Source organism: Caldimonas manganoxidans ATCC BAA-369, from assembly GCF_000381125.1.
GTDB lineage: Bacteria > Pseudomonadota > Gammaproteobacteria > Burkholderiales > Burkholderiaceae_C > Caldimonas > Caldimonas manganoxidans.
On record NZ_KB905949.1, the window covers coordinates 17796 to 29753 of the forward strand.

General features: G+C 66.8%; 9 protein-coding genes. 6 read left to right on the forward strand and 3 right to left on the reverse strand.

What is annotated here, in order from left to right:
• Positions 1-16 precede the first annotated feature (16 nt).
• The 3 genes from F615_RS0111665 to F615_RS0111680 form a co-directional block, all read right to left on the reverse strand.
• Complete coding sequence (locus tag F615_RS0111665) at positions 17-907, reverse strand: BrxR family transcriptional regulator (RefSeq protein ID WP_026330261.1); 891 nt, start codon at positions 905-907, stop codon at positions 17-19.
• 476 nt (positions 908-1383) lie between these two features.
• Positions 1384-2313 (reverse strand): RNA polymerase sigma factor RpoH, encoded by a 930-nt coding sequence (gene rpoH, locus F615_RS0111675; RefSeq protein ID WP_019561373.1) that lies wholly within the window; start codon positions 2311-2313, stop codon positions 1384-1386.
• A gap of 116 nt (positions 2314-2429) precedes the next feature.
• Positions 2430-3446: an LLM class flavin-dependent oxidoreductase gene (locus F615_RS0111680; protein ID WP_019561374.1), complete on the reverse strand. Its 1017-nt coding sequence runs from the start codon at positions 3444-3446 to the stop codon at positions 2430-2432.
• Between the two features lie 147 nt (positions 3447-3593).
• On the opposite strand from F615_RS0111680, the gene imuA reads away from it, so the two are divergent.
• The 6 genes from imuA (at position 3594) to pyrC (ending at position 11956) form a co-directional block, all read left to right on the forward strand.
• Positions 3594-4373 (forward strand): translesion DNA synthesis-associated protein ImuA, encoded by a 780-nt coding sequence (gene imuA, locus F615_RS18410; RefSeq protein ID WP_156824624.1) that lies wholly within the window; start codon positions 3594-3596, stop codon positions 4371-4373.
• Complete coding sequence (locus F615_RS0111690; protein ID WP_051090241.1) at positions 4309-5634, forward strand: Y-family DNA polymerase; 1326 nt, start codon at positions 4309-4311, stop codon at positions 5632-5634. Before imuA ends, F615_RS0111690 begins: the two co-directional genes overlap by 65 nt.
• A gap of 8 nt (positions 5635-5642) precedes the next feature.
• On the forward strand, positions 5643-8807 hold the full coding sequence (locus F615_RS0111695; RefSeq protein ID WP_019561377.1) for an error-prone DNA polymerase: 3165 nt from the start codon (positions 5643-5645) through the stop codon (positions 8805-8807).
• 63 nt (positions 8808-8870) lie between these two features.
• On the forward strand, positions 8871-9962 hold the full coding sequence (locus F615_RS0111700; RefSeq protein WP_019561378.1) for a 6-phosphofructokinase: 1092 nt from the start codon (positions 8871-8873) through the stop codon (positions 9960-9962).
• Entirely contained in the window at positions 9959-10882 is a 924-nt protein-coding gene (locus tag F615_RS0111705; RefSeq protein ID WP_019561379.1) for an ion transporter, read from the forward strand. The genes F615_RS0111700 and F615_RS0111705 overlap by 4 nt, the downstream gene beginning before the upstream one ends.
• 33 nt (positions 10883-10915) lie before the next feature.
• Entirely contained in the window at positions 10916-11956 is a 1041-nt protein-coding gene (pyrC, locus tag F615_RS0111710; RefSeq protein WP_019561380.1) for a dihydroorotase, read from the forward strand.
• Positions 11957-11958: the final 2 nt, after the last annotated feature.

The following is an 11958-nucleotide window of genomic DNA, read 5'->3' on the forward strand; positions in this document are numbered from 1 at the left end:
ATCGTCATGATTACCCTTACTTGCTGGATTCGCTGTAGCCCGGCGCGAGCACCAAGTTGGTGACGCCATAGAGGGCCTGGCGATTGCGGAGCCACAGGTGGTGCTCGCCACCCTTGAGGCTGTGATCTTCGGTGCAGTCCACGTTCCAGCGGCGCAACAGGTAGCCGGCCATCGCCGCACGGGTCCGCACCTTGAGCACGCCGCCGTCCATGCCGTACTCGGCCTCGATGGTGTCGGGGTGCTGCACGTTGGCCGGATGCGGTACGAGCTCGAGCTCGGTGATCCGGTTCCACTGGATGTCCTGATCGGGCTTCTCGTGGTCGGCCACAGGGCCAGGCAGGATGCGGGCGGCGTCGAGGCGGCCCAACACGAAGTCGCGGAACTCACCGCTGCGCCGGTCGAAGGCGCGGACGTGCCAACGAAGGCCGCTGTCGGCCAGTGCGAACGGGACGATCTCCCGGGTCGTCAGCCCGCTCGACAGTGCGCGATAGGCGACCTCAACAGCGGCGCCTTGGTGAATGGCGCGGGTCAGGACGGACAGCAGATCCAGATCAATCTTGCCCGGCAGGCTGGTGCCCTCCTGTGCCACGACACCCTTCCAGCGGATGGGCTCGCCGTCACCGTAGCCCTGGGACAACCAAGTGAGGATCCGCTCGGCGGGGAAGTCAAACAGGGGGCGGAACCAAGCGGCGCGGACGTAGACCTTGCCCTTGGTGTCGTACTCCATATTGCCTGGGGCCAGCTCCTTGTACTGGGCGATGTCCCGCGTGGCCGCCGCAGCCTGGATGCCGAAGCGCGTCACCAAGTCCTGCCGGCGGATCTCGCCGACGAACCGCAGGCGCAACTCGACGAACGCGAGCCGGTCGCGTTGCGCCTGGGTCATTTCCGGGAGTCGGTCGCTCGACATGGTTGTAGTGGCTCGGTTGTTTGGTGGTGAGCATACGAGCATCCAGATCGAACGTCAATACAGATGAAAACACGCCGTAAGTGCGTCGCAAAAAGATGATGATTTAACTATGCGAGGCGAGAGTTGGCTGGCTGGTAGCTGAGGGAGTCGTTCCGAGGCCCGAGCCGCGGCGCTCGGCCGATGGCCGTGGCCGATTCGTAGAAATGGCCGCCCTCAAGGGCGTTGGCTTACCATCGGACGCTATCGACGGACGCGGGTTCGGTTCCGTGTTCCGCCAGGAGCCGGTCCAGCACACCCCAGGTGAAGGCGCCATGGGCGCCGCCTCCCTGCAGCGCCAGATCGATGCGTCGGATGCGTCGCCGGCTCATGCCGTTCAGTCTACGGGTCGACCCCTGATCGACCAAACCAAAAACCGAGCGGCTTGAACGACAACGGCCCCCGAAGGGGCCGTTGTGTGCGAGGCGCAGGGGGCCGGGTCAGGCGTATTCGGCCAGGGCCTTGCGCATTTTCTTCATGGCGGCCGCCTCGATTTGGCGAATGCGTTCGGCGCTGACGCCGTATTCAGCGGCCAGCTCGTGCAGCGTCTTACCGCCAGTGCCGTTGTCATTCACCTTGAGCCAGCGCTCTTCGACGATGCGGCGGCTGCGAGGATCCAAGCTGTCCAGCGCCCGGGCGATGCCATCGGTGGCCAGCAGATCACGGCGCTGGGCTTCGATCACGCGGGTGGGCTCACGGCTTTCATCGGCCAGGTAGGCAATGGGCGCGAAGTTGTCTTCGCCGTCGTCGAGGCTGGGCTCCAGGGCCACGTCCCCACCGGACAGGCGGGTCTCCATCTCGATGACATCCTCACGCTTGACCTTGAGCTCGCGGGCCACCGCATCGATTTCCCGGTCGGACAGGGTGCTGCGGTGCGTGTCGACCTCGTCGGCTTCGCCTTTGAGGCTTTGCTTGAGGGAGCGCAAATTGAAGAACAGCTTGCGTTGGGCCTTGGTGGTGGCCACCTTGACCATGCGCCAGTTCCTCAAAATGAACTCATGGATCTCGGCCTTGATCCAGTGCAGGGCATAGCTGACCAGGCGCACGCCCTGGTCGGGGTCGAAGCGCTTGACGGCCTTCATCAAACCCACGTTGCCCTCCTGGATCAGGTCGCCATGCGGCAGGCCATAACCCAGGTACTGGCGCGAGACCGACACCACCAGTCGCAGGTGCGACAGCACCAGCTTCCCGGCGGCTTCCAGGTCGCGGTGATCTCGCCAGCGGCGCGCCAGCGTGGTTTCTTCTTCCTGCGTCAGCAGGGGCAAACGGTTGACGGCCGCGATGTAGGCATCCAGATTGCCCAGGGAGGGCACCAAGGCCCAGGGATCGCGGACGGTCAGGGCAGCGGTCGAGGTGTTCATGGTCGTCATAGACATCTCGAACCTCCTTTCAGTTCCCTTGATGTTAGCACTCGATGGCAGAGAGTGCTAATCCCTCCTCCGAGGGAACCCTTATGAATAGTAATAAACAATCGATTCGTTTGGGGTCATTTGGAAATTTCGAAGGCTTGGGCCAGCAGGGCATAAGACCGCCGGCGCACTGCCGGATCGTAGGCCCAGGTATTGATCACCAATTCGTCCAGGGCCAAGGCGTCGGCCAGGCGGCGCAGCTGCTCGGCCACCGTGGCGGCGCTGCCCACGAAGGCCTTGCGGCGCAGGGCGTCCACCGTGGGCCATTCCTCGGGGGTGAAACCGCGCTGGGCGATCTGGTCGGGGGGCTGCAGGGGACCGAGCCGCCCGTGCATGCGGTCCAGCCGCCAACGCTCCCGGCTGAGCGCATGGAAGCGGGCTTCTTCATCGGTGTCGGCGGCCAAGGCCCACACGCAGATCGTGGCTTGGGGCCTGGGGTGGCGTGGGCTGGGCCGGTAGAGGCGGCGGTAGAGGTCCAGGGCCTGTTCCACGCCCTGGCCATCCATGAAGAAATAGGCAAAGGCATAGGGCAGACCCAGGTGGGCCGCCAGCCGGGCGCCGTAGTCGGAGCTGCCCAGCACCCACACCGTGGGGATACGCGCCCAAGGGGCCTCGGGCGAGGGGGCGGGCGCACGGGGGTGGGCGACGATGCCTCGGTGCGGCTGGCCGGCCAGCCAGGCTTGCAGGTCCTGGATTTGTTCCGGGAAGCTTTCGGCCGCGGCATGGGCGTTCGGGTTGAGGGCCAGCGCCGTGCGCATGTCGGCACCCGGCGCACGGCCCACACCCAGGTCGATGCGGCCCGGGGCCAGGGCCTCGAGCACACGGAACTGCTCGGCCACTTTCAGCGCAGCGTAGTGGGGCAGCATGACTCCGGCACTGCCCAGGCGTATGCGTTGGGTGCGTGCGGCCATGGCGGCCAGCAAGATCTCAGGGGCGGTGCCGACGATGGTGGGCAGGCTGTGGTGCTCGCTCACCCAGAAGCGGTGATAGCCCAGGGCTTCGCAGTGAACGGCCATGTCGAGGGTATCGCGGATGGCAGCGTCTTCGCTGGCGCCGGCCAGCCAGATCGATTGATCGAGGACGGAAAGCTTCATGGGGGGCATTGTCGGCGCGTTGGGGGCGCCGGGCGGATGTGCGGACATCCGGCGGCTGGCCCGCCCCGCCGGGCCCACTTGACGACCGGGTGAAGGCCGGATCGCCGCGGCCAAATACTGTATATTTATACAGTTACTGGTGACGCCATGCTTTCAAGGTCCTTGTCTTCCGAGGTGGCTGCCGCCGTCTGGCAGGGGGATGCCTTGCCCGGCGCCCATGAGCTGCCTGTGTGCCCGACCGGCTTTGCCGCGCTGGATGCCGTGCTGCCTGGCGGGGGCTGGCCGGTTCAGGGATTGAGCGAGATCCTGCTGCCGGCCTGGGGGCTGGCGGAATGCCGTCTGACCGCACCGGCCCTGTCTCGGGTGCTGGCCGACGAGGGGCCGGGCAAGGCCGTGCTCTTCATCGGCCCGCCCGCGCCGCCCCATGCGCCCGGTTGGCGTGCGGCGGGCCTGAACGCGGATTCGATGATTTGGGTGAATGTGGTCCAGCCCGAGCAGCGCCTGTGGGCGGCCGCACAGGCGCTGCACTGCGCGGAGGTGGCTGCCGTGTTGCTGTGGCTGCCCGTCCAGCGGGGGCAGGTGGCGGGCTTGCGGCGGCTGCAAGTGCGCAGCTTGCAGGGGCAGCGGCTGGTGTTCGTGTTTCGGCCGCTGGCGGTGCAGGTCGAGGCTTCGCCTGCGCCTTTGCGTCTGGCCGTGCAAGCCAGTCGGCCGTTGAGCTTGGTGTTGCGTTTGCTCAAGCGCCGGGGGCCGCCCCATGACAGGCCGATCGAGGTGCCTGCGGCGCCGCAAGACTTGGCGGAGGTGCTGTCTCATGCGTTGGCGGCCCGTGGGGGGGCCTCCGCCGTTTCCATGCAGCGGTTCGATGTTGGCCGGTCCTTGCTGGATGGCGTTGTGCCTTCGCACGACCTGCGGGCCGTCACCGGCTGAGGAGCCGGCGCCGTCGCTGGCGGCTACGCCCGAGGCCTTGGGGTGGTGGGCGCTGCAGTTCACCCCTCGGGTGTGTCGCCATGAGGAGGCGGTGCTCATGGAGGTGGGTGGCAGCCTGCGCTTGTTTGGCGGGCCCCAGGCTTTGCGTGCACGCATCGAGACCGCTGCGGCCGAGCTGGGCTGGAAGCATTGCGCTGCCGCACCCACCGCCCTGGGGGCGCTGGCCTTGGCGCGTGGCGGACAAGTGGGCGCCTGGGGCGGTGAGTTGAGTGCTTTGCTGGATGGGTTGCCGCTGGACAGCTTGCGCCAGGTGGCCCTGCAAGCGGCCTGGCTCAGCCGCCTGGGCTGCCGGTGTCTGGGCCAGGTGCGCGCGCTGCCTCGTGCGGGCTTGGCGCGTCGCGCGGGCCCCGATGTATTGCGAGAGCTGGACCAGGCATATGGCGAGGCGCCCTGGTCGGCCCCATGGATCACGCCGCCCGAGGTGTTCGAGGCCCGGCTGGAGTTGCCCGGGCGGGTGGAATCGGCCCCGGCCTTGATGCTGGGGGTCCGCCGCTTGCTGCTGCAGCTGTGCGGCTGGTTGGCGGCCCGCCAGGCCGGGCTGCGCTGCTTCGTGCTGCGCTGGCGATACGACGGCCACGGCCGCGACGATGCGTGGGGGGGCGAGCTGCCGGTGCGCACGGCCGAGCCCACTCGTCGGGTCGATCACTTGTTGCGCTTGTCGAGCGAGTGGTTGGCCCGGGTGCGGCTGGCCGCGCCGGTGGGAGAGCTGTCTTTGTGCTGCGACGAGATCGAACCGCTGGCCGAGACGGCGTCTTCGCTGCTGCCCGGGGCCGTCGAGATCACCAGGGGAGAAGGCCTGTTGCAGTTGCTGGAGCGCTTGTCGGCCCGTTTGGGCCCGGATCGGGTGTGCCGCCCGGTGCCACGTGCCGACCATCGCCCCGAGACTCAGCAGACGTGGCAGCCAGCCATGCAGGTCGACAAGGTCGCTATGCCGTCTGGTCTGCCGGGGCCGCAACCCGCCTGGCTGTGGCGTGAACCGCTGCTGCTGGACATTTGCCGGGAGCGACCGCAGCTGCAGGGCGATTTGAGGATCTTGGCCGGTCCGCACCGGCTCGAGGCCGGCTGGTGGGACACCCCGGGCACGGTGGCCGCGCGCGACTACTACGTGGCTTGGAATGAGCGCAGCGGGCTGGTGTGGATTTACCGCGAACGTCGCCTGCGAGACGGCGGCAGCTGGTTCCTGCATGGGGGGTTTGGATGAGGTCGGCCATGATGGTGCTGCCAGACTATGCCGAGCTGCATTGCCTGAGCTACTTCAGTTTCCAGCGCGGGGCCTCGTCGCCGAAGGAGCTGGTGGAGCGTGCGATCGCGCTGGACTATCACGCGCTGGCGATCACCGATGAGTGTTCGCTGGCCGGGGTGGTGCGGGCCCATCAAGCCTTGGCCGAGGCGTGCGAGGAGGCCAAGGCTGAAGGTCGTTGCAAGCCTCGTCTGCGCTTGCTGATCGGCAGCGAGTTTCGGGTGGAGGCTTCGCCGCCCTTCCGGCTCGTGGTTTTGGCTCGCGACCGCGGGGGCTACGCACGCCTGAGCCAGTTCATCACCGACCTGCGGCGCGCCAGTCCCAAAGGCCACTACCGCCTGGACGTGGGCGAGCTGTGCGCCGACCGCTTGGCGGGCAACGAGCTGCTGTGGGTGCCCAAGCGCGGTGCGGCGCTGGAAGCCCTGTGCGCTCAAGCCGCCGAGTTTCGACGGACTTTCGGCGCGGCGGCCTGGGGCGTGGTCGAGCTGTTCCACGAGATCGATGATGCGCTGTGGCTGCACACCTTGCGCCAGGTGTCGCGGCGCAGCGGGCTGCCGCTGGTGGCCGCTGGCGACGTGCACATGCATGTGCGTTCGCGCAAGCCCTTGCAGGATGTGCTCACTGCCATTGGTCTGGGCCGTCCGCTGGCTGAGTGCGGCACGGATTTGCAGTCGCATGGTGAGCGTCATCTGCGAGCGCGCGCCACGCTGGCACATCTCTACGGCGCCGAGCTGATGGCCGCCACGATCGAGGTCGCTGCACGCTGCCATTTCTGCTTGGATGAGCTGAAGTACGAGTATCCCGAGGAGGTGGTGCCGCCGGGCTGGCATCCGGCGGCTTGGTTGCGTCACCTCACTGAGCAAGGCGCCCGCCAGCGTTATCCCGCAGGCGTGCCCGAAGGCGTGCAAAGCCAGATCGACCAGGAGTTGGCGCTGATCAGCGCCAAGCACTACGAAAAGTACTTCTTGACGGTGCACGACATCGTGCAGTTCGCTCGCTCGCGCGGCATCCTTTGCCAGGGGCGTGGATCGGCGGCCAATTCGGCGGTGTGCTATTGCCTGCACATCACCGAGATCGACCCGGCGCGAGCGAACTTGTTGTTCGAGCGCTTCATCAGCATGGAGCGCGATGAGCCGCCGGACATCGATGTCGACTTCGAGCATCAGCGCCGCGAAGAGGTCATTCAGTATCTGTATGCCAAGTACGGTCGCCACCGCACGGCGCTGGTGGCCACCGTCATTGGCTATCGCACGCGCAGCGCCATTCGGGATGTGGGCAAAGCGCTGGGTTTCGAGCAGGCGCAGGTCGAGGCCCTGGCCAAGAGCCATTTCTGGTGGGATCAGCCGCAGGTGGTGTCCCAGCGTCTGGCCGAACTGGGGCTGGATGCCTCCGATCGCCGCGTGGCGCAGTGGATCGAGCTGGTCGAGCAGTTGCGCGGCTTTCCGCGCCACTTGAGCCAGCATGTGGGCGGTTTCGTGATCGCCAAGGGGGCGTTGTCGCACATCGTGCCCATCGAGAATGCCGCGATGCCCGAGCGCACCGTGATCCAGTGGGACAAGGACGACCTCGAAGCCTTGCGCTTGATGAAGGTCGATGTGCTGGCGCTGGGCATGCTCAGCGCGCTGCGCCGCGCGCTCGAGCTCGTCAGCCTTCGGCGCGGTGTGCCGTTTGGACTGCAAGACATTCCCGACGGGGACGAGGCCACCTACGCCATGATCCGCCGTGCCGATACCGTGGGCGTGTTCCAGATCGAAAGCCGCGCGCAGATGAGCATGCTGCCGCGTTTGCAGCCGCGCACCTACTACGACTTGGTGGTGCAAGTGGCCATCGTGCGCCCAGGCCCCATTCAAGGGGGCATGGTGCATCCCTACCTGAAGCAGCGCGAAAGACAGCGCGCCGGATGCGACGTGGTGGCCGAGTTGCCCACTCCGGCCTTGCGCAAAGCCCTGGGTCGCACCCTGGGCGTGCCAATCTTTCAAGAGCAGGTGATGCAGCTGTGCATGCTGTGTGCGGGCTTTACCGCTGGCGAGGCCGACCGCCTGCGCCGCGCGATGGCCGCTTGGAGGCGCCACGGCAACGTCCATCCGTTTCGTCAGCGCATCATCGATGGCATGACGGCACGGGGCTACGAGCGTGCCTATGCCGAACGGATCTTCCAGCAGATCGAAGGTTTCGGGGAGTACGGCTTTCCGGAAAGCCATGCCGCGTCATTTGCGCTGCTGGCCTACGACAGCGCCTGGCTGAAATGCCATGAGCCCGCTGCCTTTTTGGCCGCGCTGCTCGATGCGCAGCCCATGGGGTTTTACTCTCCCAGCCAGCTCGTGCAGGACGCGCGCCGCCATGGGGTGGAGGTGCGCCCGGTGGACGTGAGTCACAGCGAGGTCGAATCCACGCTGGAGGACCTCGCGCGCCAGCCGCAGCCGGCGGTGCGCTTGGGGCTGCAGCTGGTGGCCGGCCTGAGCATCGCAGCGGCCCGGCGCATCGTGCAAGCGCGTGCCGCAGGCCCGTTCATCGACGTACAAGACCTGGCACGCCGCGCTCGACTGCAGGCCCAAGATCTGCGTCACCTGGCCGCCGCCGATGCCTTGAGGAGCCTGGCAGGCCATCGCCGTCAGCAGGTTTGGCAGGCCACGGCCTGGATGCCTCTGCCAAACTTGCTGCAAGACGCGCGCATCGACGAGCCGCCTTTGCAACTGCCGCTGGCGGCCGAGGGCGAGGAAATCGTCTTCGACTACGCGGCATTGGGCCTGACGCTGCGCCGCCATCCGCTGGCTTTGTTGCGTGGGCAGCTGCGCCGCCGGGGCTTGCTCACGGCGCGTGAGATGCGCGACCTGCCGCACGGCCGGTGGGTGCGTGCCTGCGGGCTCGTCACGGTTCGCCAACGGCCTCAAACCGCCAAGGGCACCGTCTTCGTGTCCTTGGAGGACGAAAGCGGCATGGTCAATGTCATCGTCTGGCGCGATGTGCAAGAGCGCTTCGGCCGCGAGCTGTTGCTCTCGCGCCTGCTGGCCGTGCAGGGCTGGTGGCAGCGTGAGGGCGAGGTGCGCCACCTGGTGGCGCAGCGGCTGGAAGACCTCACGCCGCTGCTGGGCCGCTTGGCGCACGCAGGGCTGCAAAGCCGGGACTTTCATTGAGCCGTGGCCGCGGCCCGCTGCGGCCGCGCTACGCTTGCGTCTTCACCGATACGATGAATGATGATGATGACGAAGACGGCTTCCCTACACGTGGGCGTGCTCACCGGTGGAGGCGATTGTCCCGGCCTCAATGCCGTGATTCGCGCAGTCACCAAGTCCCTCATCAATGATTGCGGCGCGCGCGTCACCGGCATCGAGCGGGGCTTTCTCGGCCTGATCGAGCGTCGCGTGGTGGCGCTGGACCGCCGGGCCGTCAGTGGCATCCTGCACCAAGGCGGCACCATCCTCGGGGCGCACAACCAGGCCGATCCATTCGCTTGGTTCGGCGCCGGCGGGGCCGATGTCTCCGGTGCGGTGATGGACTACGTGCGCGAGCTCGGCCTGGACGCGCTGGTGGCCATCGGCGGCGATGGCACCATGGGCATTGCCCACCGTTTCCAGCAGCTGGGCTTGCCCGTGGTGGGCGTGCCCAAGACGATCGACAACGACCTGATGCACACCGAGCGCAGCTTTGGCTTCGACAGCGCGGTGGCCGTGGTCGCCGAGGCCCTGGCGCGGCTGGAAACCACGGCGCGCAGCCACGGCCGGGTGATGATCGTCGAGACCATGGGGCGCTATGCAGGCTGGATCGCGCTGGAAGGCGGCTTGGCTGGTGGGGCCGATGTGATCCTGCTGCCTGAGATTCCCTACGACCTGGAGGCCGTGGCAAGGCTGTGCCGCCAGCGCGAGGCCGCCCAGGGCTTCACGCTCATTTGCGTGGCCGAAGGCGCCCGGCCGGTGGGCGGCACCATGACCGTGTCGGCCCATTGGGCCGACCGCCCCGACCCCATCCGTCTGGGCGGTGTGGGCCACGTGCTGCGCGAGCAGTTGCAGCCGCACCTGCGCAGCGAGGTGCGCAGCACCTTGCTCGGTCATGTGCAGCGCGGCGGCTCGCCCACCCCCTACGACCGCGTGCTGGCCACCCGCTTGGGCTGCCATGCGGCCGCCATGGTGGCCCGTGGCGAGTTCGGCCGCATGGTCGTGTTGCGTGGCGATGCTTGCCACAGCGTGCCCCTGAGCGAGGTCGCCGGTCGCAACCGCACGGTGCCGCTGGATCACCCCTTGCTGAAAGCTGCACGGTCACTGGGCATTTCTCTGGGGGAGGGCCGAGCTTGAAAGCGCATCCACACCATCGATCTGGGGACCATGGGCACAGCCCCGCGCAGGCTGCTGCTTGGGCTGACGCGCAGCGCTTTGGCAAACCCGAGGCTGGCTGGCGACACAAGGCTTATGTGGTCATCTTCGAAGCCGATACCCGAGCCGGCAAGCGTTTCGACCAGTGGTTGATCGCGCTGATCCTGCTCAGCGTGTTGACCGTGGTGCTCGACAGTGTGGCCAGTGTGCGCGCCCAGCATGGCGCCATGCTGCGCGTGCTGGAATGGGGGTTCACGGCTGTCTTCACGGTCGAGTATCTCGCGCGCTTGGTGTGCGTGCGTCGCCCCTGGCGCTATGCCACGAGCTTCTTTGGCCTCATCGACTTGATCGCCATCTTGCCTTCATACATTGCGTTTTTCGTTCCCGAGGCCCATCTGTTGATCGATGTTCGCATCCTGCGGCTGTTGCGCGTCTTTCGCATCTTCAAGCTCACGGGGTATGTGGCCGAGTACACGGCCTTGGGGCAGGCCTTGAAGGCCAGCCGGCGCAAGATCGCGGTGTTTTTGTCTTTCGTGTTCATGGTGGTGCTGGTGATGGGCACCTTGATGTATGTGGTGGAAGGGCCGGAACATGGCTACACCAGCATTCCCGTGGCCATGTACTGGGCCATCACCACGATGAGCACCGTGGGCTTTGGTGACATCACACCGCAAACCGAGTTGGGCCGATTCATCGCCTCGGTGATGATGCTATTGGGCTGGGGGGTGCTGGCCGTGCCCACCGGCATCGTCACCACCGAGATGGCGGCGCAGCGCCTGCGACGGCCGACCACGACTCGAACCTGTCCGGAATGTCTGTCCGAGGGACATCTTCCCGATGCGAAGTTCTGTCGCGACTGTGGTGCGCGCCTGCCGCGCTACGCGCACGATCCGCAGGCCTGAGCGCCGAATCGCGAAGGTGGGACAATCGCCTCCATGAGCTCGACCTCTTTGACCTTCACCCGCCCGGACGACTGGCATTTGCATGTGCGCGACGGCGCCGCCATGGCCTCGGTCGTGCCGCACACGGCGCGACAGTTCGCTCGCGCCATCATCATGCCCAACCTCAAGCCGCCGGTGACCACGGCCGAGCAGGCATTGGCCTACCGGGCGCGCATCCGTGCGGCCGTGCCTCCGGGGCTGAGTTTCGAGCCGCTGATGACGCTGTACCTCACTGACAACCTGCCTGCCGAGGAGATCGAGCGGGCCAAGGATGCCGGGGTGGTGGCGGTCAAGCTGTATCCGGCCGGGGCCACCACCAACAGTGATGCTGGCGTCACCGACATCCGCAAGACCTACAAGACGCTGGAAGCCATGCAAAAGCATGGCTTGTTGCTGCTGGTGCATGGCGAGGTGACCGACCCCGAGATCGACCTCTTCGACCGCGAGAAGGCCTTCATCGACGACAAACTCATCCCGCTGCGCCGCGACTTTCCCGAGTTGAAGATCGTTTTTGAGCACATCACCACGAAGGAAGCCGCGCAGTACGTGGCCGAGGCCGATCGCTTCGTGGGCGCCACCATCACGGCGCATCACTTGCTCTACAACCGCAACGCGATCTTCCTGGGCGGCATCCGGCCGCACTACTACTGCCTGCCCGTGCTCAAGCGCGAGGAACACCGCCGCGCCCTGCTGGCTGCGGCCACCTCGGGCTCGCCGAAGTTCTTCCTCGGCACCGACAGTGCGCCGCATCCGGCCCACCTGAAAGAGCATGCCACTGGCTGCGCCGGCTGCTACACCGCGCTGTCGGCCTTGGAGCTTTATGCCGAGGCGTTCGAGGCAGCCGGTGCGCTGGACAAGCTGGAGGGGTTTGCCAGCTTTTTCGGTGCCGATTTCTACGGCCTGCCGCGCAACACTGGCACCGTGACGCTGAAAAAGACGCCTTGGCAACTGCCCGAGACCCTGCCTTTCGGCGAGGCCACGCTCAAGCCGTTGCGTGGTGGCGAGACCCTGGCGTGGCGCGTGATGGAGCGCTGAAC

Excerpts from the sequence above, each read along its gene's own strand:
- F615_RS0111680 (WP_019561374.1), bottom strand. The coding sequence starts at position 3,446 with ATGAAGCTTTCCGTCCTCGATCAATCGATCTGGCTGGCCGGCGCCAGC.
- rpoH (WP_019561373.1), bottom strand. The coding sequence starts at position 2,313 with ATGACGACCATGAACACCTCGACCGCTGCCCTGACCGTCCGCGATCCC.
- F615_RS0111695 (WP_019561377.1), top strand. The coding sequence starts at position 5,643 with ATGATGGTGCTGCCAGACTATGCCGAGCTGCATTGCCTGAGCTACTTC.
- imuA (WP_156824624.1), top strand. The coding sequence starts at position 3,594 with ATGCTTTCAAGGTCCTTGTCTTCCGAGGTGGCTGCCGCCGTCTGGCAG.
- F615_RS0111700 (WP_019561378.1), top strand. The coding sequence starts at position 8,871 with ATGATGACGAAGACGGCTTCCCTACACGTGGGCGTGCTCACCGGTGGA.
- pyrC (WP_019561380.1), top strand. The coding sequence starts at position 10,916 with ATGAGCTCGACCTCTTTGACCTTCACCCGCCCGGACGACTGGCATTTG.
- F615_RS0111690 (WP_051090241.1), top strand. The coding sequence starts at position 4,309 with ATGTTGGCCGGTCCTTGCTGGATGGCGTTGTGCCTTCGCACGACCTGC.
- F615_RS0111665 (WP_026330261.1), bottom strand. The coding sequence starts at position 907 with ATGTCGAGCGACCGACTCCCGGAAATGACCCAGGCGCAACGCGACCGG.